Here is a 24,683-nt window from a genome sequence, read left to right on the forward strand (position 1 = left end):
GAAATCTGGCTTTTTATTTCGTCAAAATTGCCACAGTCTCCACATGCGCCGTGTGCGGGAACATATCCACCGGCTGCACTGACGTCAGGCGATATTCTTTGTCGCACAGAATTTTGAGATCTCGCGCCAACGTGGCCGGATTGCAGGAAACGTAGATGATCTTCCCTGGCGCCAGTTCAATAATTTTCTCCGAAACTTTCGCGTGCATGCCGGAACGAGGCGGGTCAATGATGATCACATCCGGTTTGCCGAAATTTTTTATTAATTCCGCCGTATTCAACACCTGATCTTTGATGTCTCCCAGCACAAATTCACAATTTTCGATTTGATTGCGCCTGGCGTTTTTGCGCGCATCGTGGACAGCGGCAGCGATGATTTCAAAGCCGACTACCTTTTTCACCTTATCGGCGATGAAAATGCCGATGCTGCCGGTGCCGGAATAGAGGTCGTACACAATTTCACTCCCCTGAAAATCGCCTCGTTCAACGACCAGTTGGTACAATCGCTCCGCCTGTCGGGAATTCGTCTGAAAAAATGAATTCGCTGAAATGCGAAATATTCTGTCTCCTAACTTTTCTTCGATAAATCCTTCGCCAAAAAGAACCCGCTCTTCATCGCCAAAAGCGATCTGCGCTTTTTTGCGACTAATATTATGCACCATGGTCGTGACAAAAGGAAATTCACGCTGAATTTGGCTCGCCATCTCGTCCACTGCCCCATGCCCTTCCGCGTCATCAGCAGTGATGATGTTGACCATCATTTGCGATTTTTCCCGGGTCTCGCGAAAGACAAGAAAGCGCCAATAGCCGGTGTGTTTTTTTATGGTGTAAGGTTTTAAATTTGTGTTTTTGGCAAAGCTCCTGACGAAATTTAATAGCTCATTGCTCTGCCGGGACAATAAATGGCACTCATGAATATCCACGACCTTGTCAAAAACATTGGGCGCGTGCAATCCCAGCGCAAAATTTCGTTCAATTTCTTGTTCGCTGTCAATTTCCTCGCGCGACAGCCAGCGCAAGGGACTGAAGGAATATTCCATTTTGTTGCGATAGAAAAAAATCTCCGGCGATGGCAGCATGGGCATCATGGGCACACTAACGAAACCGCCCAAAAATTTGATCGTATCTTCGACCTGAGACTGTTTCTGTTGCAATTGGCTAGCGTAAGATAAATTTTGCAACAGACAGCCGCCGCACACGCCGAAGTAACGACACCGCGGCTCGATTTCAAAAGGCGAGCGTTCGACAATTTCCACCACTCGGGCTTCGGCATAGCTCTTTTTCGAACGCACAATTTGCGCCCTGACTCGCTGCTGCGGCAAAACTCGCCGCACAAAAACAGTGTAACCATCAACGTGAGCCACGCCCTTGCCGCCGAGCGCCAACGATTCTATTGTCAATTCAACTATTTCGTTTCTTTTAAATTTTGGCATGAAAAATCCCTGAGTTGGAGATATTGCGGCAAGATGTCAAAAAAACTGTCTCAAAATAGAACACTGTTGCAATCTGATACACTCAAAATTCTATTGTTTTTCCTTATTTCTTTTAATTTCAAGATGTTAAATAATGACAAGAATTATCATTTTATTTTTAATTGAGTTAACTAATTTTTTGCTGATTTTTTCGTTGGCATTATAATTGAATATTAAAAAACAACAAACAAAAGCACTGCAACTTTGCACGGCATCTGTTTAGTAATCATTAATGGGAGGTTTACAAGCACAACAAACCAACCGAAACAGCGAATTTGACCCGAATTCTTGCTGTTCCGCAATACGAGCATGGGCTCTTCGTTTCCCCACGGAGAGCTCTTTTTTTTTATCGAGAAATTACCAGTTTCCCGATTTTTTCTGCTTTGATAGTTTTGTCTCCGTGAGGCGCCCGAGCGATTACTTTGTACAAATAGACGCCATTTGCCAATTCATCGCCATCGCGATCAAGACCATCCCAGTAAACTTGATTAATTGCCGCTTCCGCGACGATTCCTTCCAGCGTCTGAATCAGGGTGCCGCGCGTGGTGTAAATTTTTATTTTCACTTCGCACTGCTGACTGGCGTAAAACGTGAATGTTGTGGAAGATGAAAACGGGTTGGGATAATTGAACACATCCTGCAACACAAGCTCATCTTCAGAAACTACCTGAAAAGTCGCTGTCTTCACCGAAGAATTATTGAAATTATCCCACGCTTTCACAGTGATCGTGTGCGTTCCCAATGGCAAGCCGTATTCGGGGGTATCCGCACTCTGCGTCAGCGAAGCCGGCAATTTGTGAGTGGAAAAATCATAGAGCGCCTTGCCCGCCTGAAAATTATTTTCGTAATAATTGAAATAATCCGTAAGCACAATTTTTTCCGCCTCCAGATCGTCCAGCGTCATGGTAATGTTATGGCCGATATCGCCGACGATATTGATGCCGCTCACGCTGTCCGCCAATTCCACTTCCAGGACAGAGTTTCTGGGAACGGTTTTGCCATCGGAAAATTGGGTTCCCTCAAAACTGATACGGATTTCGGGTCCTTGTTCGTCTTTCAGAAAAGAGGTCCCCCCTACCGGCACCGAGTCGCGGTAACCCACGCCTTGAATCTGCTGATCCGCAAAATAGATGCTGATGCGACCTAAATTGCCGCCGTAAGTAATGTCTTTGGGAACAATGAATTCCGCTGCAAAGTGTCCGTTTTTTGCCGACACATTTCCCCGAAAAATTGTTTTCCCGGGCGAGTAGTAACGAATTTGTGAATTGCGCACAGTGTAGTAGATTTTGAATTGCTTGGAATCGTAAACCTTGAGCAGTGCCTTTCCTTGAAAATTTGAAAATGCATTCTCGCTTTTCCCCAGGTAGCCCTCGACGCGAATTTTGCTCAAAGCTTTCAAAGTATCGGGCTGGATCTTCGTGAAATGTGCCGAATAACGAGGCGCTCGCAACCGCATCGTCGGATCGCCAAAAATATGATATTTCTGATCGTTAGTCACACTGTAATTTGCCAATTTTGCCTTCATCAGCGCCACTGCGATGCGTTCGGTCGGTTGTTGGCCGTTGAAAAGATGCACATAAAAAAGCCGGTTCAACGCTGTATTGAGATCAGCGTAAGCCAGCCGCGTGGAACTCAAAAAGCCGATTCCGCCGCGATCTTTTTCTGTAAACAATTCCTCGGAAAATGCCTGCTCCAACGGATCGTCAAATCTGCCAAAATCGCACGTGGCAGCAATCCAGAAAGGCAGTCGATGCTCATTTTGAATCAGTGCCAGATCCCGGCTTTGTTTGAGCAATCGCTCGTGCGCCCAGAGAGTCGGATTGCCGTGACCGATGTAATTGACAATCAGCGTGCCCTTGTTCAGACAATCCAGCAGCGCTGCCGTCGCGGCTGGTTTCATGATGCCGGACGTTGAGGGATCGCGCTCGGCCGGATACTCAATCAAATAGATTTTTTGCTTCTCAAAAGAATCCGGCACAAGATTTTCAATGATATCTTCGGCATCTCTGGTGTGCTGGGTTTCATTATCCGTTTTGTTCGTTATTTCGTCGTCGCCGACCATAGTGACAACATTTCTCCAATCATCCAAAGCCAGTGCGCTCTGCGATTGAATTAAAGGTGAGTTTTCATAATCGATAATTTTCTGTACCACATTTCTTACTTCTTCCGCCGATTGAACCGGAAACCTGCCAATTGCCAGATCGATCGCGGCATCATTTCCGCTGACCATGACGTACCAGTCGTCAGTGGCGCGACTGGAATTTTCGTTCATTTCCGTAGTTTCAAACGGGGGAATCCAGTTTTTGTCGGTGCTGCCCTTCAAATTTTTATAATCATAATCGCCGTCGCCGCAAAGCAAAACGTATTTTGGCTGCGGATACCAGTTGTCAAACGCATATTTGATGAAATCGCGAATTGCCGTCGGGTCGGTGAGTCCCCAGGAAAATTCATTGTACACATCGGAAATTTTGACAATCTGCGTGCTGACACTATCCATTTGCTCGCGCAACTCTTTGAGCGGCAAAATTTCATTGTAAAAATCGTCGTGTGTGATGATGAGGAAATCCGCGCCGTCGTTCAGCGAACGAATAACTCCCACATTCACTTTTTCCAGCGATGCCGGCGTGCGATACGCTTCCGGCGTCAGAGCAACATATTGCCGCAACAGCGTATCGGAAGAATCGTCCACAAAAGTCACTGTCCCGGAAGAAATTTCCGTTCCGGTCAATTCTGCAATTTCAAAGCGATCTGTCACGTCAAAAACATGAATATCATTGCTGCTGAATCCGGTCACGCGGTATTTCTGCGCGCCGCTTGCGGACTGCATGAACCAGAGGTAACTATCTTCAGCTTCAAATTTCTTTTTGTAAAAAAGCTCGAACCAATCGAGATACATCTGGCTTTCGGCGTTATTGCCATTATATTGAATTTTAATACTGTTGTACCCGCTCTCTGAAAAATTGACCGTACCGGTTTTTTCAATGGTTTCAAAACGACTGCCCAGAAACTGATGCGTGGCAAAAAGCTGATCATTGACATAAATGGAAATGCGATGCGTAGAAGAGGTCAAACCATAAAATCGTATGCGCATCACGAGATTATCTGCCGTATTTTCCGCAGCCGGGAGATAAGCGCTGTAATTTTGTGTTTGGTTGCCAGCCAGCAGTCTGCCAAACCAATCAAGACCCGAATGAAGAAAATTATTAATTTCATCTTCCTCAAAATGACGTCCGTAAAAATCCAGATTGGCGATCACATTCGGGTCGGAACTGGCGCGCCGCGTCTGAATTCGTTTGCCGGTTTTTCCGTCGCCCCATTTGAGCCAATAGACATTTTTCGTCGTGTAATGATTAATGTAATGGCTGAAGAATTGACTGGTATCGGATTCGCTGTCCCAATATTCGACAGGCACACCGTAAAAAATAAGATAGTCTTCGGAATCAAACTTGCCGTCGCCGCCGTCGGACACGTAGATTGCATTTTCGATGAGACTGTCGGGTCTCGGCGTGCGAATGTCGCGCGGCAGCTCACGGCCTCCATTATTGTAAATGCGCAGCGTCGCCGGGACGATGGCGCTCAAATCCACGGCTTGCGCGGCGAGGTCGGCGCCGGAAATTTTGTAGAAACCTTCATTTTGCACTGTGATTTTGATGTATTCGCCGCCTTGCAGTACCGGCTTTTTCAGCGTGCGAAGTTGACTGTGCTGTTTCAACCATTTTTTCGACTGACTGAAATTAGCAATGACATCTTTGTAAAATTCTTCTTCATTTTTGTCGCGAATCGGCGCCACCGACGGCGTGACAGCCGTTCCGGAAAAGCTGACGCGAATTTGCAATTTTTTTAACAGACGAATGGTCCGGCGGGACGAATTGTATTGGACAGGGAAAATTTCCACAGGCAGAATCCGCTGATTGCGAAAAAATGCCGGCTCCAGCGGATGAATGACCCGCGGAGATTCACTGCCGGAAACAGACTTTTCCGCGCTGAAATCCAACGTTCCGTCTTTTCTGACAAGCGGCGCCGGCACAATGGTTCCGGAAATTTCCTCAAATTCCGAAGCGATAATTTCGGCATGTGCGTCACCGGTCTGGGGAATTCCCACGGAAACCACGCGGCGCGGCAGCCAGGGATTGCCCGGCTCGCCAGTCAATAGCGCATTGCGATATTGAATTTTGAGAAATGATGCGCCGTTCACAGCAACCGTATCGATTCTCTCCAATTGTAACGCAATTTGCAGCAGCACGCTGTGATTGTCAGCCTGCAAAATTTGCACTTCAGACTTGGCAGCGAAAAGATGTGGCGCGATAATAATGACAAAAATAAAGATGAATATTGATCGAATGGAAAAAATAGGGAGTTTCTTTTCAGTTCCGACCATACGACAGCTCCGAAATGTTTCGATTATGGGATTGCTTTATTTTTTTTGTGAACCATTTACCACTGGCAGTGGCTAAATTTTCCTGACGATTCGCGCGCCGGATTCCTCTTTCTTCCCCACATGCCGATCGTAAACCACGATGAAAAAATAAGAGACAATCATCAACCCCAGGCTTCCGATGATTCCGGCAGGTTCTTCGCCAATCGACAACGCAGTGAGATATTTCACGCCGAGAAAATATCCGACGATGAGCGCCAAAACCGGAATCAAAAATATGACCGCCGAATGTTTGATCAGTTCCTTCGGCGCAATTTCAATTTCCACTCTATCGCCGGGACCGGCATTTATTTTGTTGGCGGCCAAAATTTCCGCACTGCCGTCGCCAAAAACCTGACAGGCGGTACAGCCGTGGCATTGCTCGCCTTTTTGTAGCAGAATCCATGCGTTGTCATTCTCAATTTTTCTGACAATTCCGCTTTCAATCATTTTTTACCTCTGAAATTTCATAGAAATTTTTGTTCTTCAACCTCGCGCAAAATGAGCTATTTTCATCTCATGATTTGAAATATTTTATTAATTAAACGGCGTCAAAAGCGCAAGGTTCAAATTTTAATATAAAAAAAGCGTCCGTGATTAAAAACAATCAGGACGCTGAATTCAGACAATTCAATCAGCCAAGATATTTTCGCAGCGGCTCCAATCGCGAGCGATGTCTGAGCCGACGCAAGGCTTTTTCTTTGATTTGCCGGACGCGTTCGCGCGTTAGCTTAAAATGTTCGCCGATTTCCTCCAGCGTCAGCGGCCTGTCACCTTCGAGGCCGAAGTACAATTTAATAATCTCCGCCTCGCGCGGCTTCAAAGTAGCCAATACCTTATCGATCTCGACCTGTAACGATTCCCGCATCAAATCTTGATCCGGCGGATCGTAGCGGTCGCTTTTAATTACGTCGAGGAGACTGTTGCCGTCTTCCTCTTTGAAAGGTTCATCCAAAGAAAGGTGTCGCGCCGAAGTTTTCACTACGTCCGCGACTTCCCAGTCGGACATTTCCATTTTTGTTGCGACTTCCGCAATGCTCGGCTCGCGGCCGTACGCTTTTTCCAGCGCTTCCAGAGCCCGGCCTATTTTGTTAATGGCGCCGACCCTGTTCAGCGGCAGACGTACGACACGGGACTGCTCGGCAAGAGCCTGCAAAATGGATTGTCGAATCCACCATACCGCATAAGAAATAAATTTGAATCCGCGCGTCTCATCAAAACGTTGCGCAGCTTTGATCAGGCCTAAGTTTCCCTCGCTTATCAGATCAGATAGCGGCAGTCCTTGACCCTGATATTCTTTGGCGACGCTAATGACAAAACGTAGGTTTGCCTTAACCAATTTGTCCAGAGATTCTTCATCACCTTTACGGATCTTTCTTGCCAAATCAATTTCTTCTTCTGGCTTCAGTGGTTGAAAATTTCCGATCTCCTCAAGATATTTCTCAATGGACTGTTTGCCCCTTGAGCCTGTCGATTTTTTCTTCTTACTCGTCATTGCTCCCAATTCACAAGTTTAATAGCGTTTGCATCTGTTTATTTATTGCGTACCAACTCCGCTAAATCTCGTTGGTAAATCAGTTTGTATTTCAACAATTTTAAGGAAATAAAGTGGATGGAATATGAGGCATCCATTAAAATTGGCGTTTCACGAACAGCGACCATTTTGTTATTTCACATACCCCAATTCAATTGTAATCATCTCAATGAACCAAATTGAATCATTCAACGGTTCCATACTTTTCCATAATTCGGTGCTGACGTCGAACTGCTTTGCCGTGTTTCAAGCGTTTTTTCTGGCTGGGTTTCAGGAAGTAACTATTTTTTCGATAATCGCGTATAATACCAGCCCGCTGGCATTTTTTTTTAAATCTGAGGATTGCTCGATCAATTGATTCATTTTCCCCGACAAAGACGGTGATCATAGACCATCACATCCTTTCTCTCCTTATTTAAAGAAGCGTTTAATATGAAAAAAAGTTTGATTATATACTCAATCAATGAAGTAAAGTTCCAAATAAATCAAGGAAATACAAAAAGAATCTTTGTCTTCAGGGAAGATATCTTTTGTTGCATCCTCAGTTTTCTCGCCGCTTTGCTTAAAATTTAGAATTTCACCTCTTTAGTTCTGGTTCGTGACAACAGAAACTTGAATTTACCTGATGAATCTTTGCTCTTAAACTTTGGATGATTAATTGTCCGTTTGGTTTCGATAAAATTGCAAAAATCACTATTTATTCCAGATATTTATCAAAAAATGATGACAATTATCAGCAAATCAATTGAGTTTCTGTCTTGGGAGAAGATACACCAAAATTATGCGCCGAATTCTTTGAAATGGGAGCGGAGCTTTTTTCGAGTGAATCCGACAAATAACGCTCAAAAAAGCAAAACAAATCATTCGCTTGCAGTTTTTAATATAGCAAAATAAAAGTGCCTTGTCAAGCAATAGTTGAAAAAATTCAATTTTTAGTTAAGAAATTTTTTATTGGCAAAAATATCGAAAAAACAGCGCCTCCGCCCTCTTCGCTTTCCGCTTCGATGCGACCGTTATGCTCCTCGACAATTTGCTGAGCGATGGAGAGCCCCAAACCTGTTCCGCCTTCTTTCGTGGAATAATAAAAATCAAAAATGAACGGTAAATCTTCCGCTTTAATTCCTTTTCCCGTATCTCGAAAACGAATCACTGCACACTGCGGCTGGTCGCTATCTGCCTTTTTCTTCAAAAGTCCCAACTCTATTGTCAAATTTCCTCCGCCGGGCATCGCCTGAAGCGCGTTCAGAAAAATATTGAGAAAAACTTGCCGCATTTTTCCTTCATCAAGCAAAACAGTCATTTCGTCCACGGCGTAGCGGCGGCTAACGCGAACGCCTGCCTGTCGCGCTTCGGCTTGCTGCGAAACTATCAAATCATCCAATATTTTTCTCATATTTACCGGATTGCGCTCCAATTTTGGCGGACGAGCCACCAGCAGAAAATTATTCACCAAATTGTCCACGCGTTGAATTTCCGCCGCGACGATCTCCAGATAGTGGCGTAGTTTGGCCAATCGCGGCGCTGACCGCTTCATTTCCCGTTCCATGATCTGCATGTTGATGACCATGGCATTCAGCGGATTTTTTATTTCATGCGATAGCACTGAAGCCAATTTATTAAGCGTTTCGGCGCGTTCGCTGCGCTTCAGTTTCTGTTGAAATTCGATCAATCGGGACGCCATTTCATTGAATCGCTCCGCCAACATCGAAATCTCATCCCGGCCCAGCAACGGAATTCGATAGCGCAAGTCCCCGCGTTCAAACTGTTCAATCCCGGAGATTAATTGATTCACCGGCGTGACAATCCAACGCGTGTAAATCGCCGCGATGACCGACGACAACGCGACAAAAATCGCCACAAACAGTAAAATTTGTTTTTTCATTTTATCCGCAAGAGCAAAAGCAACATCTTTTCTCTGTTGAAAAACAACACCCCAACCGTACTTGGGCAAACCAATGAAAGCAGCGACCATTTTAACGCCATCCTTGTTGGCATAGATGCTTTGCCCCATAGAATCCAACGCCACTTTTTGCAACACGTCTCCTTCTTCAAATTTTTCTCCCAAATAGACCCGTTTCCGTTCCGAGTGGGCGATGAACCTGCCGTTGCGGTCAAAAATGAACGCCTGGGCTTGCGATCCGGAGACGCTGCTCTCTATCAGATCCCACATCTCTTTCAAATTAACATCAGCGATAAGCGCGCCGCTGAATTCATTGTAGCGAAAAATCGGCTCCGCCAACCTCATCGCCGGCAATCGATCTTCCTGCAAGAATACATCGGAGCGGTAACTATTGCCTGATTTTAACAACCGCAGAAAAGAAGCATTCACAAATTGCGACGAGTCCACCAAAAAAGACGTCGACAAAATAATCTTTCCCGTGGAATCGATCAGCTTCAAATCACGAAAAATGGGGAACTCGTTGTAAATCTCATTGATTATCAATTCCTGCGTCAATTTATTTGTAGAAATATTTGACAAATTAGACGCATTAAATCGCAACGCCTGGACGGCGTGATCGAGCGTCATGGTGATCTCCATGGCGGAATGCTTGACTAACTCCATGGTGCGAACACGGTAAGATTGTTGAAGCGCGCGGTTCGCCGTACCGATGAGCACAAAACCTACCAGGATTACCGGAACGGAAGCCATCAAAATGTGCGAGATCAACAGTTTGGTGATAAAGCGGTACTTTATGTCAATTTCGTTCTTTTTCATGCTTCAAAACCTGAAACCAAAACTCCGCCCTTACTTGGTGTCGCACTTGCTCGATGCCGCTTTATCCAATCCGCGCGTTTGTTCAACGGATGCGCCAATGAATAAAAGGGATAATTTTCTGATCTTTACTGCGATAGTTTGCCACGCGCGACGTATTGACAATAATTCGCTCCAGCCAGGGGAAAAATAAAAATGCCGCCGGATAATCTTTGACAATTTGCGTTTGAATGGCGCGAAAAAGCAGCTTTTTTGAGTCTTGTTCCACATTGTGATAAAATTGAAAATAGCGATCCACCGTTTTATTTCGATAAGATAAAAAATTGCCCGGGCTGGTGGATTTGAAAACTTGCTCGAAGAATTCCGCCGAATCTTCAAATTGATATCCCATCAAAACCACATCGTAATCGTGCCTGGCTAATTTGTATTTAATAGTTGATTTGGGCAAGGGAATGATTATCACCTCGACCCCGATTTTGCTCCAATCAATTTTTACCCTTCGCGCGATTTGCTCGTCCAATAAAACGCCTTTCGGATAAATCAATGAAATGCGGAACGGGATGCCCAATTTGTCCAGAATCCCATCTCCGTTCTGATCGTGCCAGTTGTCGTCCATCAGCAGCCGCAGCGCTTTTCTGGGATCTTGCTTGTAGCCGCGGATTTCGCTAGCGTAATTTTTCGACTGCTGCGACAGGGGGCCGTCGGCGAAATAAGCTTGTTTGCGAAAAGTTGTTTCAAAAATCTCTTTGCGATCAATAGCGATCGTAAGCGCCTGCCGCACGCGACGCGTATTCAGAGGAAATTTTCCGTTGTTGAAAGCGAGCATTTTTACGTAATCCGCCTTCTTCAAACGATGTCGGATGTAAACCGAATTGGTCGATTTCTCCACTTCTTCCGCAATTTCATCGCTTTCCGTAATCGCAAAATCAATCTGATCTGTGATCAGCGCCGACGTTAACGCGCGCTCCGAATTAAAAAATTTGAACACAAGCTGCTGAGGACTATCAGCCGAAAATTGCCGGCCGGGATATTCGATTTTAACGACCACTTCGTCGCTTTCAATCTGAACGATTTTGTAGCTAATCGACTGACTGGGTTCAGCGACCGGGTAGTAGCCGGATTTGATGAGCGCTAAAATTTCCTCGGGATCGACTCGTCCAATCACTTCACCGATAATCAATCGATGATTGCTACCTGAATTCAGCGACGAAGCAAAGACAAAGTCGCTGCGGTTCCAGGAAAGGATAAGCAGAACATTCAAAAGAACATTGACAAAAAAAATAGTTGTTCGCGTTTTTAACACGAAAACTCCCTTTTTTCCCTAACAATATTATTAAAAAACTACTGATCCATTTTGAATTTTAACAAAACTATGCCCCTTGCCTAATTTTAATAAATTTTTTTACAAATGCAAGCAAAAACTGAGACAACAAAAAATTTCTCCAAAATTTAATCAGGCGCAAAGAAGCAAAGATAGTTTTCCGCTCACCCGTCTCATAATGCAAATGAACGCGCTTTCGTCGGACTAAAAAATATTACACTTTATAAAAAAAATTCTTGACATTCAACAAAATAATTAGTTAATTGATTCAGATTGAAGAATAAATTCAAGGGGCGAACTATGAAACATAAATTGTCAATTTACAGCCTCATTTTCATAGCGATATTTTTTAGCTGCGCCAACGACCAACCCCTGGCGCCTGAAGCTATCAAAGGAAAAATCGTCGGCATCGTCAAACCGTTTGGCATAAAAGCGCAGGTAAAACTCATCCAGGGCACTGCCATTGATTCCGTGACTGCCGATTCTGCCTCCGGCTATTTCATCATTCGCAACGTCACTCCCGGCGTTTACAATCTTGACTTTTCAGCGCTAAATTACGGTCGTCAGGCGCTATCCAATATTATCGTGTACGAGGGAAAAACAACCGCCACGCCGAACGTGACGCTAAAACCGTTTCCGGAACAGTTGGGTTCTATTTTTCCGGCGGATTACACACAGGACTTTCCCGTCAATTCCACAGTCACCATTGGGTTTACTGAGTTGATGAACCATTCATCCGTCCAAAGCAATCTGACCATTTCGCCGACAGTCGCCGGGAAATACGAATGGGAAATCCGCCCGTCAGGCAGCGTTTTGCACTTCACTCCGGAAATTGAGTTTGCCAGCAATACTTCATATTTGATCCAACTCAGTCGACAGGCAAAAACTTTTTCCGCAGACACGCTTGCCTTTGACGTCGTCTCTCATTTTCACACGGAAGGATTCAAGTTGGTCTCCACGACGCCGCCGGATCAAGCGACCTACATTTCCCCGCAAACAGAAATATTTTTAGTATTCAATACGATGGTTGACCGACAAACTTTCGACGACGCATTTTCAGTAGAGCCGCTGACGTTGGGAAATTTTCGCTGGTACGACGCCTGGCGCGTATCGTTTCAGCCGGGTTACTATTTAGCGAGCGACACAGAATATCGAATTTACAATTTGGAAAACGTCGCCGATCTTTACGGGACGCCGCTATCCGGGAAATCAGAATTTACTTTTCGCACGGAGCCATTGCGCGTCACTTCATACTACCCGTTGAACGGCGCCACGCAAATTAGCCGAACAACGTCGATTGTCGTTACGTTTAACACAGCGGTGGACCAAGCCGCCACAGAAAACAGTTTTTCCATCGTGCCTCGTCCGAGCAATTGGTCGTTCAAATGGAACGACGTGACGCAACTCGTCTATCAGGGAACTTCGCCGCTGGACGCGAACACATTGTACGCTGTCACGATTCAGGACACGCTGTGCGCCGATCAGTGGCAAAATCCGCTGCCGAGAGATTTTACATTTTTATTTAAAACAGGAAATTAGCGGACGCTCATTCAGCGATAAACAGGGTAAGCAGACAATTTTATCGCGATCCGCGCCGCAAATTTTCAAGTCGAAAATGAAGTTTTGCCGCGATTGAAAGAATTGAAAAAATCGTCATCTCGCGAAAAAATTGATTGCGCCGTATTCAACGAACTGATTTTACAGAATATCATTGTACATATCCTGTCGATCCGGATCCAGTTCGACTAAAATATCGTACACTTCCTGATCATGGGTTCCTTTGAAAAGATTGACAATTTCATTGAAATGGGCATTGATAAAATTTTTAACTCGCGGATATTTGGGATTTTCTTCGGCCTTGATTTCCTTCAACATGCGAATAGCTTCTTTGCTGTACCGTCTGGCGCGCGCCGCATCGTCCTGAGCAAAATAAAGCCCGTAAAAATAGAAGTCCTTCATCTCGCGAAATTTCTGATATTTTTCTCCCAGCAGATAGTCGATCATCTCGTACCTGAGGTCCCAACCTTCGATGAATTGTCCCAGTCCGAAGCGCGCCTGATCCGCGATCGTTTTGGCTTTTTCGAAATACGGAGTTCCCAGCAAGTGACCGAATTTGTCCATTTCTTCGCCGATGACGATGTAAGTGAAATAGTCCAGCAAACTGGTCAACGAATCCCAGCTATTATCATTGTGCATGGGAATTTCGCCTTTTTGGAATTCCATGCGGCAGCGCTTGTCTGTGTATTGGACATCGGAATTGTTGGAAATAATAATTTTTAATTTGTAGCGATCTTCGTAGCTCACGCTGATGTCCTGCATTAAAATCTGGATATTCAGCGGCAAGTCGCCCATGAATTCGTCATTTGTCCATTGGTAATTATTAAAGTAATCGTTCAATATTTGCTGGAAATTTTGCAGCTTTTGCCTTTTTTCATCGGGCAACGCATCCAATTGCACCTGCACCTGGGCGCGCACCTTCTGCGCGATCAGCCGCGCGGTTGGGCTCGCCAGCAGTAATATTGTCAGGAAAAAGAGAAAAAATTTACGTCCCGGAAGGACGGTCGTTTTTATTTGTGTTTTCATTAAATTGCTGTGCATGGGAAAAACCTCCGCGGTTCATTTTTTAGGCGCTAATACAAGATAGCAAATAATCATTCGATAATCAAGCGAAATATTCTACAATGAAAAAACATCTTTTCCTCGGTCTTTGTTCCCTTTTTCTTTTGCCTTACTCCACTTTTGCCGGTTTTGAGCTCACGCCTCAAGGCGCGCGCGCCGCAGCAATGGGCATGACGACAGCAGCCATGAAAAATTATCCCGAATCCATTTTTTCAAACATGAGCGGCCTGGCAGATTTCAACCAACGCGCCATTTCTTTCTCCTATTCCAGACCCTATGGCATGAAAGAACTCGATCTGGCGGCATTCACTGGTATTTTGCCGACAAAATGGGGCGCGCTGGGAATTGGTTTTTCAAATTACGGCTTCGAGCTTTACCAGGAGCAATCGCTTTTGTTCAGTTTCAGCCGGCAAATTTTCGGAAATTTTTCTCTGGGGGCAAATGTTCATTACATGAAACTTCAAATCAAAGATTACGGTTCAGATTTTGCTCTCGCGTTCGACGTCGGATTCCTGGCGCCGCTGACGGATCACATCAATTGGGGATTTTACTGCGCTAATGTCAATCACGCCCGATTCCGCTACAACAAAGACCATTTGCCGCAGAATTTTTCCACCGGAATCAGCTATCAACCGCTGGGAAATCTTCTCATCAACATTGATATTTTCAAGGAAGTCACCTTCCCGGCGGAACTGCGCACCGGTTTCGAGTACGTTTTTGGAAACAAAGTCATGCTCCGCAGCGGCGTGATTTCCGATCCGGCGCACTATTGCTTTGGGCTGGGTTTTCACTTGCGGGGCGTCATCTGCGATTACGGCGTCACATTTCATCCTGATTTGGGGGTGACGCATCAATTCTCACTCAGATTAACTTTTCCCGACGGGAAATAGCGGGCAATGAAATCAATTTTGCTGACATTCATTTTTGCGTTTCTGTTTGGCCTGAATGCCGGCCTGGCGCAGCAGGAAAATGTGGAGCAGTTGCTGGAAAATTTGAGCGAATTTTCCGATAATCATGAACTGATTGAATTGCTCAATGAACTGCAATCGCATCCGCTGAATTTGAATCGCGTCAGCGCAGACGACCTGAAGGCGCTGCCCTGGATTTCCGATGTGCTGGCGGCAAAGATTGTCGCTTATCGGCAAAAACACGGCGATTTCCATTCGTTGGACGACCTTGAAAAAATTCCTGAATTTGATCCGAATTTAGTTCCCATTTTGAGCGACTACCTGACGATCAACAAACCCACAGAAAAGCGTTCGCTATCGTTGGAATTGCGGTCTCGCATTTTCAGAAAAATTCAGCAAAGCCAGGGCTATCGCGACGGCAGCTACTACCCGTCGCCGGAGAAAATTTACAATCGCATCATCATCAACGGCGGTGAAAAGATCCGCGCCGGCGGTTTGCTGGAAAAGGACGCCGGTGAAAAAAATTTAGCGGACTTTCAATCGTACTTTCTGGAGTATTCTCCCCGGCCAGCGTGGAAAATCGTCCTCGGAAATTACTTGCTGGAATTCGCTCAGGGGCTGGTTTTCTGGAATCCTTACGCGCGTTACAAAAGCAGCAACCCTATTTACTCCGCAAAAAAACGCGGCAGACTCATTCGCCCCTACAGACTGGTGGACGAAAACGCATCACTTCGGGGAATTGCCTCGCAGTTTTGCGCAAAATTCTACCAAATTGCGTTTTTTGCATCTTCTCAAACATTGGACGCCAACATTGACCGAAACAGCGATCGCGTCACAAACTTTTACACTGCCGGCTACCATCGCACAGAAAACGAGCGCGCTAAAAAAGATCAACTGCAGGAACAACTCTTCGGCTCCCGTCTGCAAATCACGCCGCAGGAAAATTTGTCTGTGGGACTGACCGGCTATTTCAGCAGATTCAACCGCGAGTTTACGGTGGCTAATGCGGAACGATATCGCTTCGGTTTTCGCGGAAAAAGAAATCAAGTCTTCGGACTGGACGCCAATTGGATTTTCGGCGACTGGAATTTTTTCAGCGAATACGCTCGTTCTGAAAATGGCGGTTCCGGCGTTGTCGCAGGCGCTGTTTTCGACACTCGCACCGTGGATCTGGCAGTGTTGTTTCGCCGCTACTCCCGTGATTTCCACTCCTTTCACGGCAGCGGTTTTGGCGAGCACGGCGGTGAACTGCAAAATGAACGGGGGCTCTATTTTGGCATTAGATTCAAGCCATTGAAAAACTTAATCTTATCACTATACCAAGATCAATTTGTTTTTCCCTGGAGAACTTACTCCCTGCCGGAACCCGCCAACGGCGCCGACTACCTTGCGGTGGTGGAATATCGCCCGCTGCGGCGAATGAAAATCTACGCGCATTTCAAACACGCCTCGAAGCCCAGGACGGAAACAGTTCGCTTGGAAAACGGAAATCGGAGCGAATGGGTCGTCGCGAGAAAGCAATCCAATTTACGTTTTCAATTTGAATTTCGCCCGACCAGCGACCTAAAGCTTCGTTTTCGTTGGGAAAAAAACTGGGTTGCGTTTTCCGAGTATCCGGCTGCACGAATGACTTCGCCCGTTCGTTTCCACGGCGCGTTGCTCTATCAGGAAATCAATTACCGCTGGCGGCCGCGGCTGACATTTTCGACGCGGTTCAGTTTTTTTGACAGCGACGATTTTGAAAGCCGGCTCTACCAATTTGAACGGGACGTCCCCGGCGTGCTGACCAATCAAATGCTCTACGGACAGGGTAGCCGTTGGTATCTTGTCTGTCATTACAAAATTGCCGCCTTCGCTTCTGTTTCAATAAAATTTAGCGAGACGCATTACTATTATCGCTCCACTATCGGAAGCCAGGCGGATTTAATCAACGGCGATCAGCTTTCCGCAGTCGCCATTCAATGCCAGTCACGATGGTAAAATATCAGGAACATTCGCACGCTTAAAAATGTTAAAATAGCCTATCTTGAAATATCAATAATTGAATCAGCCAGCGGCTGATTTTGTGGCAAGGTAGGAACAGCGATAAAAATTATTATTGCTTTCGACGAAAAAATTTAATATATTTCAGTGAATTAACAAACTAAATTCATAATTTTAATTGAGTTCCCATGAAAAAGATTACCACATCCATTCTCCGACTGTCTTCAAAGTTACACAAAAAAGAATCGATTATCAACTTCAATACAGCGCTGACATCCGCGAAATCGGTACTTATTTTTATGCCTGAAAATGTAGACCATTTCAGCACGGCAAAAAAATTGCTCAAAAAGTTTAAAAAAGAGTTCCCCGGGAAAAAAGTTGTTATTTGCACCAACCAACAGGAGATTGACATCGAAAAAAACTCCCATATTGATGGCATAATATTTGTAACTTCTGATGATGTCAATTTTTTTGGTTTTCCGAGAAAAAAGTTGACAGAAAAAATTACGGCAACGGACTTCGACATGATTCTTGATCTCAATCAGGATTTCCAGCCGGTTAGCAGTTATCTCAGTCAGAAGAGCAAAGCGCCGCTCAAAGTGTGTTTGTACAATCAACGGAAAGAGCCGTTTTACAATTTTGCTTTTCGGACGAACGTACAGATAAATTTTGAAGAGCAGTACAATCGACTGATTGATTTTCTGGGACGTTGTGCTCATTAGCCGCCCATCCTGTCGCTTAGTCTTCAAGCGGAGAAACTGTTGATTGGCTGATCTGTCGAGTTGCCAGGAGTGACGCTTCAGTTGCGGAGCTAAAGAGGGTTTTTCCTGCGCTGGATCGCGCATCATTTTTTTCAGGGAGTGACAGCACCATGGCCGAGACCTTTGAGCACATAAAAAGCCAACTGCAGGAGCTTGAAGTAAAATCCCCGGAAATCCAGGAACTCACACAGTCGTTGAATCAACGAATGTTAGAGCTGTACTCGCTCTATCAGATCGGATTAGCGCTGAGCGCCACGCTGGATTTGGACGAAATTTTTAAACTTTTCCAAAAAATATTTCAACAGACGCTAAAAGTCGACGGATTTGGCATTTTTTTGATCGATAATGCCATTTCTACGCTTGAATTGCATACTTCTTTCGGCATCCCCGCCAACTGCGACAAAGCCAAGACTTCGTTTAAATTCGGCGAAGACGCGTTCGGCGAAGCGTTGATGTACGAAAAGACGATTTACATTCCGGATATTAGCAAACAAAAAAGATACCGCTTTTTCCGAGACGGCACAACGTCGGGGGCGTTTCTCGTGATTCCATTATTTTTGCGAAAAAATCATCCGGTGGGCATTATCAGCCTCTATCGCCGAGCAGCCGGCGCCTTCACTGAAAATGAAATTTCGCTGTTCAAAAAAATCAGCGAGGAGATTGCCAAGGTCATTGACAAGACATTGCTGTTTCGGGAAACGAAAGAACTTTCCATCACCGACGAGTTGACAGGCCTGTACAATCGCCGCTATTTCAACGAGCGATTTGATCGCGAAGTGCAGCGCGCCAAGCGATACAAGCGGCCTCTGGCCGTGTTGATGATCGACATCGACTATTTCAAAAACTTCAACGACGTCAACGGACATCTCATGGGCGACGAAATTTTGAAACGAGTGGCGCACACGCTGGATTCAAATATTCGTAAAGCAGATTTATTGGCGCGCTACGGCGGCGAGGAATTCGTCGTCGTTCTGCCGGAAATTGACAAAAATCACGCGCTGCAAGTCGCTGAGAAATTGCGCGCCACAATCGATCGCAAACGGTTTCCCAAACAAGAGAACCAGCCGGGTAAAAATCTCACCATTTCCGTGGGCGTGGCAGCCTTTCCCGGCGATTCCACGGATGCGCGAGAATTGGTCGATCTTGCGGATCGGGCATTGTACAAAGCAAAAGCCGCAGGTCGCAATCAGGTGGTAGCGTTCAATTCCTCGCTGGAAAATCACCAATACTATTACACAAAAGTTCCGGACATCAATTCATGAGTTCTGTCGCAGATAGGAAAATTTAACAAATTGGCAATTTTGAAAAGAGACAAAACTACTAAAAACAAGAGCCGAACAGCCATGAGGCATCCTTTCAGGAGCCGGCGCATTTTTTCAGCGCTGGCTCTTTTTTTTGCCGGAAACGAGAATTTTCAAATAATGGAACATGCCTCTTTTCTTTTCAGTTAAACTAAAAATTTTATTCCGTTTGACACGATTAACTTGAAAAGACGATGAAGAAACTGGGTCCGAATCAAAAAATCAACTCCCTCCTGTTTGTTTTCATTGTTGCATTTTTCCTCTTGCCGCAAAATGGCCGGGCATTCCATAGAGATTACGATATTCTTCACATCAAACTCAAATTTTCTTTTAATTTAAAACAGAAATCATTTTCCGCTGTTGAAAATTTGCAACTTGTGCCTTTAATCGATAATTTCAGGGTGCTGAAACTACACGCCCGGGAAATGGAAATCAAAAGCATCGCTTTCGCAGATGGGCAAAAATTGACTTTCAAATACGATTCTTCAAAATTATCGATCTCGCTGCCGGAAGAATTTTCCCAAGAAGACACGCTGAATTTGGTTATTCGCTATTCTTCCGTTCCGAAAAAAGGCGTCTATTTCATGTCCGTGCGCACTAAAAAATTTGCCTCGCTGCAAATCTATTCCCATTCCGAACCTGAAGACGCGCGCTACTGGATTCCCTGTTACGACGCGCCAGAAGAAAAAGTCACCAGCGAAATCATTGCCACTGTGCCCGATTCCTTTTTTGTGCTGTCCAACGGCAAACTGATCAAAAAATCCCACGACCGTCATTCAGGCACACGCACATTTCACTGGCTGCAAGACAAACCGCATTCGATTTATCTAATCTCATTCGTCGCCGGAAAATATGCGGAAATCCGCGACAGCGCCGGCAAGACGCCGCTCTATTATTACGTTTATCCGCATCAGCGCGCGTTGGCAAAATTTTCCTTTGCTAAAACGCCGAAGATGATTCGATTTTTTGAAAAAACTTTCCGCTATCCTTTTCCGTGGGATAAATACGCACAAATTGTGGTGCACAAATATCCGGCGGGCGGCATGGAGCACACGACGGCCACCACGCTGACGGATCGCACCATTCACGATGCGCGCGCCCATTTGGACAGAAACAGCGACGCGCTCGTTTCGCACGAACTGTCGCACCAGTGGTTCGGCGATCTGGTCACCACCAAAGATTGGCGCAATTTGTGGCTGAACGAGGGCTTTGCCACCTACGCGGAAATTCTTTTTCGGGAATTTGACAAAGGAAAAGACGAAGCAGATTACGCGCTGTACCACGATTTGCAATTTTATCTGGACATGGCCGACGAAAAATTTCCTCATCCGATTGTGTACGACGGCTATCTCTCGCCGGACGACATGTTTGATTTCATCGAATATCAAAAAGCAGGACTGGTGCTGCATCAGCTTCGGCGCATCATCGGGGATTCTCTGTTTTTTGCCAGCTTGCATCAATTCTTGCATGATTTTGCCTTTAAAAATGTTGTTACAGCGAATTTTCAGTGCACCGTGGAAAAAATCACCCATCAAAATTTGGATTGGTTCTTCCGGCAATGGCTCTATCGCGGCGGGCATCCGAAATTGAAAGTGTTACGGGAATACCGTCCTGCCGAAAAAAAACTTTACCTTTTTGTGGAGCAAACCCAGCAAGATTCGACCGGAGTAATTCCACTGGCATTTCGTCTGCCGACGGAAGTGGAAGTCATCGGAGAAAATTATTCCCGGACAGAGAAGATTCTTATTCAATCGCGCCGGGACACTTTTGTCATTCCCTTTCCCGAACGTCCGCTGGCGATTCGGTTCGACAAAGCAAATTATTTGCTCGAAGACCTGCAAATGCTCCAATCCGAGGATGAGTGGCTTTATCTGGCGGAACACGATCCGACCGTCCCCGGCAGACTCCGCGCTCTGGACGAACTTGCGGACGACGTGATGGACACAACGAAAGTTGTCGCAGCGCTGGAAAAAATTGCTCGCTGCGATCCATTTCACGGCGTGCGTGAAGCGGCGATTTATGATTTACAAGACCTGTCCTCTCCGACCACGCCCGAGGTCCTCGCCCAAGTGTGCAAAGACAAAAATTCCGGTGTGCGGCGCGCCGCCGTCGGTGCGCTCGGCAGCTATTACGACAAAAAATACAATCCGCTTTTCCGCAAAATCGCCGAAAGCGACTCCAGCTATCAGGTAGTCGAAGCCGCAGTTTTTGCCCTGTCGAATGTCGAAGACGACTCCACGTTCGATTTTGTCAGCCGCTTTGTTGACATGGATTCTGACAACGACAAAGTTCGCATGGCGGCATTTTACGTGCTCGATTTTATTGATGATGAGCGGTCTCTTCCCATTGCCATGCGCTTCGCCAGCGACACCACAAATTCGCCTTACATTCGCTCTCTGGCGCTGGGCCTGTTTCGCGAGGTCGGAATTGGCAAGCCTGAGGCGGAATCTTTTTTACTCAACATGCTCGCTGAAAAGAATAAAATAGTGTTAAAGAAAACAATTGGTGTATTGGGGGCATTCAAAGATGAACGAGTATTGGTAGCATTGGAAGAATTGAAAAAGAAAAAATTATCCGACGACGTGGAGAATAAAATCGATTTTTCCATTCGGCGCATTCGGTCGGCGTTGAAGAGAAAATGAGTTTTAATTTAAACAATGGCCCACGGATCACGCGGATTTGGCGGATTATCGCGGATTTCCTTCCGAAACTTTAAAGGACAGCTTGTCAGAATATTTTCACGCTCATTTTTGAATTAGGCTAAAATCTAAACTACAAATAACAAAGACGGAGGAAACAATGAAAAACTGGTACCTACTCTGGAGCGCAATATTAGTGACGTTTGTTTTCGTCATCGGCTGCGGAGAGAAAAAGCAAATCAAATTGGAGAAAGCAGACGTGAATCACGTGAAAGCGCAATTGCAAAAATTCGCGCCCGTGGAGATTGCTTATGATCAAAAAATTCTCACGGACAAAGATCAGCAAGTGATGCAAAAATTGGTTGAGGCCGCCAATTACATCGACCAGATTTTTTTGCGTCAAGTTTACTCTAAAAACGAAGGAATCCTGCAGGCTTTAAAAAATTCCCAACAGACGGACGACAAGGTGTATCTTGATTATTTCAAAATCATGTACGGCCCATTCGACCGTTTGAACGAAAACACGCCGTTTCTCGTTGCCGAGCCTAAACCGAAAGGCGCGAATTTTTATCCGGAAGATTTAACCAAAGATGAATTTCACAATTGGCTCAAAAATCATCCCGAGGACAAAGAAGCCTTTGAGAGCAATTTCACTGTGATTCGCCGCGATGGCGATAAACTCAAAGCAATCCCCTATTCCGAGGCATACAAAGATTTGCTGAAACCGGCGGCCAAATTGCTCAAACAAGCGGCTGATCTCTCTGAGAACGAATCGTTGAAAAAATTCCTCACCAGCCGCGCCGAGGCGTTTCTTTCCAATGACTATTTCCAGAGCGACATGGACTGGATGGATCTGGATAGTCAAATCGAAATCGTCATTGGCCCGTACGAAGTTTACGAAGACGAACTTTTTGGCTACAAAGCGTCGTTTGAGGCATTTATTTGTGCCGTTGATCCTGTAGAAAGTGAGAAGCTTCAAGTCATCGCCAAATATCTCAAAGACATGGAGAAAAATCTGCCTTACGCTGACAAGTACAAAAATTTCGACCGCGGCAGTTCCTCGCCCATTAAAGTCGTGCAGGAAATTTACACTGCCGGCGACGCGCGCGCCGGAGTGCAGACGCTGGCTTTCAATTTGCCCAATGATGAAAAAGTGCGCGAAGCCAAAGGTAGCAAAAAGGTACTGCTGAAAAATGTGCAGGAAGCCAAATTTGAGAAAATTCTCATGCCGATCATGGAAAAAGTGATTACAAAAGATCAATTGCCGCTTCTTTCTTTCGACGCCTATTTCAACCACATTTTGTTGCACGAAGTCAGTCACGGGCTGGGACCGGGCACGCTCACTTTAGCCAACGGCGAAAAAACGACAGTTAACAAAATGCTGAAAGAAACCTACTCGACTATCGAAGAAGCTAAAGCCGACGTCTGCGGCAATTACAATGTGCAATTTTTGATTGACAAGGGAATTTTCCCCAAGGACCTGGAAAAGAGTCTGTACGTGACATATTTGGGCGGAATTTTCCGCTCGGTACGCTTCGGCATCAACGAGGCGCACGGCATGGCGAACATGATTCAGTTCAATTTTCTCATGGAAAACAATGCCTTCAACTACGACGAGGCTACAGGAAAATTCAGCGTGGATCAGGCAAGAGCTAAAACTGCCGTTCGCAATTTAGCGCACGTTTTGCTCACCATCGAAGCCGAAGGAAATTATGACGCTGCTAAAGAACTAATCAAAAACTACGGCGTGATGACTGAAGAGATGAAGGCGGCGCTGGATAAATTGACCGATATTCCGGTGGATATTAAGCCGATTTATGAAGTGAAGTTGAAAATTAAAGTCTATAACCATTGAAAGGTTGCCTATATAGAACCCGATTTCTGGGAGAAATCGGGTTTTTTATTCTGAGAACAAAACGTAAACCCGCTCTATAGCCAATTCAGAACTTTTTCAAGCGCAATAATTCTCATTTTTCACTTGACATATTCTAAATTATTGGTTATAATACTAATGTGCTAAATTGAAGTTAATGTTTGAAAGAGGAAATTTTTTGTCATTATTTTAAGGAAAAGATAGTCTCAATAGAAAGTGGTTTTTTTAAAATAACGACTCCACCAAAAGAGAGGCATTAGCGATGAAAGTGAATGTAATAATAGAAAAAGATAAATACGGATACTATGCATTTTGTCCTGAGCTGAAAGGATGTCACAGTCAAGGTGATACTCTGGAAGAGGTGCTGGAAAATATAAAAGAAGCCGTACAGCTTTATTTAGAAACATTATTACCGGAAGAAATGGACGACTATTTAAGTAAGGAGATATTGACAACGTCATTGGAGGTTAGTGTTGCCTAAACTGCCAAGACTGACAGTTGAAGAGGCGGAAAAAGTGCTTCTCAAAGCCGGGTTTCGACACATTAGAAGCAGAGGCAGCCATAGAATATATCAAAAAAATAAAGAGAGATTTGTTTTACCATTCCACAAAGGAAAGATATTACATCCCAAAATTGTAAAAGCGCTTTTTGAGGTTATCGGGGATAAACAACAGTAATCTACTAAGCATTTTAGAGTGGTAATGATGTTATTATGAATAAATTTTCAATAATTGGTACTATTTTAGCTGCTATAGGCGCTTTTATTTTTGCTTACCCTTTGTTAAATCCCGAAACTGTAAGAAAGGGCGAACGAGTAAATCAGAATGAGAAAAATGCCATTCAACAAGCTATAAATCGATCAGGTAAAAATTATTTTTGGACAGACAAAAAACTTTACTTGGCAGGTATAATCACAACTTTATTAGGAGTTGTTTTAATCATTATTGACCTTATCCAAAATCCTTGACAAATTTACCATTCGCCCCAAAGCCACCAAATCCCCCTCAACAAAAAATTTGTATTGCATAATTGCTAATTTTTTCCTATAATAAGAAGTTTTATTTTCACCGAGCGGGAACCGAATTCTTTCTCTAAAATATAATAAAAACAATCTCCCGCTAATTTAGATTTTTGAAAGGAAGTATT

General features: G+C 44.9%; 18 protein-coding genes. 10 read left to right on the forward strand and 8 right to left on the reverse strand.

Translation table 11 applies throughout. The features are described 5' to 3' along the window. Nucleotides 1-13: 13 nt before the first annotated feature. From rlmD to GXO74_00970, 7 genes are all read right to left on the reverse strand, one after another. Complete coding sequence (gene rlmD / locus GXO74_00940) at nucleotides 14-1,432, reverse strand: 23S rRNA (uracil(1939)-C(5))-methyltransferase RlmD (protein ID NOZ60225.1); 1,419 nt, start codon at nucleotides 1,430-1,432, stop codon at nucleotides 14-16. A 385-nt stretch (nucleotides 1,433-1,817) separates the two neighbouring features. Continuing rightward, on the reverse strand, nucleotides 1,818-5,849 hold the full coding sequence (gene porU, locus GXO74_00945) for a type IX secretion system sortase PorU (protein NOZ60226.1): 4,032 nt from the start codon (nucleotides 5,847-5,849) through the stop codon (nucleotides 1,818-1,820). Between the two features lie 72 nt (nucleotides 5,850-5,921). Beyond that, nucleotides 5,922-6,335 (reverse strand): SoxR reducing system RseC family protein, encoded by a 414-nt coding sequence (locus GXO74_00950; GenBank protein ID NOZ60227.1) that lies wholly within the window; start codon nucleotides 6,333-6,335, stop codon nucleotides 5,922-5,924. Between the two features lie 184 nt (nucleotides 6,336-6,519). Further along, nucleotides 6,520-7,380, reverse strand: a complete 861-nt coding sequence (locus tag GXO74_00955; GenBank protein NOZ60228.1) for an RNA polymerase sigma factor RpoD/SigA — start codon at nucleotides 7,378-7,380, stop codon at nucleotides 6,520-6,522. Between the two features lie 223 nt (nucleotides 7,381-7,603). Continuing rightward, nucleotides 7,604-7,807 carry a 30S ribosomal protein S21 gene (gene rpsU, locus GXO74_00960; GenBank protein NOZ60229.1) on the reverse strand — a complete coding sequence of 68 codons (204 nt, stop codon included), beginning with the start codon at nucleotides 7,805-7,807 and terminating at the stop codon, nucleotides 7,604-7,606. A 537-nt stretch (nucleotides 7,808-8,344) separates the two neighbouring features. Continuing rightward, complete coding sequence (locus GXO74_00965) at nucleotides 8,345-10,135, reverse strand: HAMP domain-containing protein (protein ID NOZ60230.1); 1,791 nt, start codon at nucleotides 10,133-10,135, stop codon at nucleotides 8,345-8,347. 82 nt (nucleotides 10,136-10,217) lie between these two features. After that, nucleotides 10,218-11,435 (reverse strand): hypothetical protein, encoded by a 1,218-nt coding sequence (locus GXO74_00970; GenBank protein NOZ60231.1) that lies wholly within the window; start codon nucleotides 11,433-11,435, stop codon nucleotides 10,218-10,220. A 318-nt stretch (nucleotides 11,436-11,753) separates the two neighbouring features. On the opposite strand from GXO74_00970, the gene GXO74_00975 reads away from it, so the two are divergent. Continuing rightward, on the forward strand, nucleotides 11,754-12,992 hold the full coding sequence (locus GXO74_00975; protein ID NOZ60232.1) for a hypothetical protein: 1,239 nt from the start codon (nucleotides 11,754-11,756) through the stop codon (nucleotides 12,990-12,992). Between the two features lie 159 nt (nucleotides 12,993-13,151). Here the strand turns inward: GXO74_00975 and GXO74_00980 are convergent, their stop codons facing one another. Then, nucleotides 13,152-14,051 carry a DUF4835 family protein gene (locus GXO74_00980; protein NOZ60233.1) on the reverse strand — a complete coding sequence of 300 codons (900 nt, stop codon included), beginning with the start codon at nucleotides 14,049-14,051 and terminating at the stop codon, nucleotides 13,152-13,154. An 83-nt stretch (nucleotides 14,052-14,134) separates the two neighbouring features. On the opposite strand from GXO74_00980, the gene GXO74_00985 reads away from it, so the two are divergent. From GXO74_00985 to GXO74_01025, 9 genes are all read left to right on the forward strand, one after another. Further along, nucleotides 14,135-14,962 carry a hypothetical protein gene (locus GXO74_00985; protein ID NOZ60234.1) on the forward strand — a complete coding sequence of 276 codons (828 nt, stop codon included), beginning with the start codon at nucleotides 14,135-14,137 and terminating at the stop codon, nucleotides 14,960-14,962. A 6-nt stretch (nucleotides 14,963-14,968) separates the two neighbouring features. Then, the gene (locus GXO74_00990; protein ID NOZ60235.1) at nucleotides 14,969-16,960 is read left to right on the forward strand and encodes a helix-hairpin-helix domain-containing protein; all 1,992 of its coding nucleotides are present in this window, start codon (nucleotides 14,969-14,971) and stop codon (nucleotides 16,958-16,960) included. Nucleotides 16,961-17,151: 191 nt separating this feature from the next. Further along, a complete protein-coding gene (locus tag GXO74_00995) occupies nucleotides 17,152-17,685 on the forward strand; it encodes a hypothetical protein (GenBank protein NOZ60236.1) in 534 nt (177 codons plus the stop codon). Nucleotides 17,686-17,834: 149 nt separating this feature from the next. Next, nucleotides 17,835-18,986, forward strand: coding sequence for a sensor domain-containing diguanylate cyclase (locus GXO74_01000; protein NOZ60237.1), 1,152 nt, complete (start codon nucleotides 17,835-17,837; stop codon nucleotides 18,984-18,986). 233 nt (nucleotides 18,987-19,219) lie between these two features. Further along, the gene (locus tag GXO74_01005) at nucleotides 19,220-21,667 is read left to right on the forward strand and encodes a M1 family metallopeptidase (protein ID NOZ60238.1); all 2,448 of its coding nucleotides are present in this window, start codon (nucleotides 19,220-19,222) and stop codon (nucleotides 21,665-21,667) included. Between the two features lie 157 nt (nucleotides 21,668-21,824). Further along, nucleotides 21,825-23,519 (forward strand): peptidase, encoded by a 1,695-nt coding sequence (locus GXO74_01010; GenBank protein NOZ60239.1) that lies wholly within the window; start codon nucleotides 21,825-21,827, stop codon nucleotides 23,517-23,519. Between the two features lie 280 nt (nucleotides 23,520-23,799). Beyond that, the gene (locus GXO74_01015; protein ID NOZ60240.1) at nucleotides 23,800-24,018 is read left to right on the forward strand and encodes a type II toxin-antitoxin system HicB family antitoxin; all 219 of its coding nucleotides are present in this window, start codon (nucleotides 23,800-23,802) and stop codon (nucleotides 24,016-24,018) included. Beyond that, complete coding sequence (locus tag GXO74_01020) at nucleotides 24,011-24,214, forward strand: addiction module toxin, HicA family (protein ID NOZ60241.1); 204 nt, start codon at nucleotides 24,011-24,013, stop codon at nucleotides 24,212-24,214. The genes GXO74_01015 and GXO74_01020 overlap by 8 nt, the downstream gene beginning before the upstream one ends. A gap of 35 nt (nucleotides 24,215-24,249) precedes the next feature. Next, the gene (locus GXO74_01025; protein NOZ60242.1) at nucleotides 24,250-24,504 is read left to right on the forward strand and encodes a hypothetical protein; all 255 of its coding nucleotides are present in this window, start codon (nucleotides 24,250-24,252) and stop codon (nucleotides 24,502-24,504) included. Nucleotides 24,505-24,683 lie beyond the last annotated feature (179 nt).

It is taken from the genome of Calditrichota bacterium (assembly GCA_013152715.1).
Taxonomy (GTDB): Bacteria; Zhuqueibacterota; Zhuqueibacteria; order Thermofontimicrobiales; family Thermofontimicrobiaceae; genus 4484-87.

What these genes read in the sequence shown, in the direction of transcription:
- GXO74_00975 (NOZ60232.1), top strand. Translation starts at nt 11,754, where the DNA reads ATGAAACATAAATTGTCAATTTACAGCCTCATTTTCATAGCGATATTT.
- GXO74_00980 (NOZ60233.1), bottom strand. Translation starts at nt 14,051, where the DNA reads ATGCACAGCAATTTAATGAAAACACAAATAAAAACGACCGTCCTTCCG.
- rpsU (NOZ60229.1), bottom strand. Translation starts at nt 7,807, where the DNA reads ATGATCACCGTCTTTGTCGGGGAAAATGAATCAATTGATCGAGCAATC.
- GXO74_01010 (NOZ60239.1), top strand. Translation starts at nt 21,825, where the DNA reads ATGAAAAACTGGTACCTACTCTGGAGCGCAATATTAGTGACGTTTGTT.
- GXO74_00990 (NOZ60235.1), top strand. Translation starts at nt 14,969, where the DNA reads ATGAAATCAATTTTGCTGACATTCATTTTTGCGTTTCTGTTTGGCCTG.
- porU (NOZ60226.1), bottom strand. Translation starts at nt 5,849, where the DNA reads ATGGTCGGAACTGAAAAGAAACTCCCTATTTTTTCCATTCGATCAATA.
- GXO74_00995 (NOZ60236.1), top strand. Translation starts at nt 17,152, where the DNA reads ATGAAAAAGATTACCACATCCATTCTCCGACTGTCTTCAAAGTTACAC.
- GXO74_00985 (NOZ60234.1), top strand. Translation starts at nt 14,135, where the DNA reads ATGAAAAAACATCTTTTCCTCGGTCTTTGTTCCCTTTTTCTTTTGCCT.
- GXO74_01015 (NOZ60240.1), top strand. Translation starts at nt 23,800, where the DNA reads ATGAAAGTGAATGTAATAATAGAAAAAGATAAATACGGATACTATGCA.
- rlmD (NOZ60225.1), bottom strand. Translation starts at nt 1,432, where the DNA reads ATGCCAAAATTTAAAAGAAACGAAATAGTTGAATTGACAATAGAATCG.
- GXO74_00950 (NOZ60227.1), bottom strand. Translation starts at nt 6,335, where the DNA reads ATGATTGAAAGCGGAATTGTCAGAAAAATTGAGAATGACAACGCATGG.
- GXO74_01025 (NOZ60242.1), top strand. Translation starts at nt 24,250, where the DNA reads ATGAATAAATTTTCAATAATTGGTACTATTTTAGCTGCTATAGGCGCT.
- GXO74_01000 (NOZ60237.1), top strand. Translation starts at nt 17,835, where the DNA reads ATGGCCGAGACCTTTGAGCACATAAAAAGCCAACTGCAGGAGCTTGAA.
- GXO74_01005 (NOZ60238.1), top strand. Translation starts at nt 19,220, where the DNA reads ATGAAGAAACTGGGTCCGAATCAAAAAATCAACTCCCTCCTGTTTGTT.
- GXO74_00955 (NOZ60228.1), bottom strand. Translation starts at nt 7,380, where the DNA reads ATGACGAGTAAGAAGAAAAAATCGACAGGCTCAAGGGGCAAACAGTCC.
- GXO74_00965 (NOZ60230.1), bottom strand. Translation starts at nt 10,135, where the DNA reads ATGAAAAAGAACGAAATTGACATAAAGTACCGCTTTATCACCAAACTG.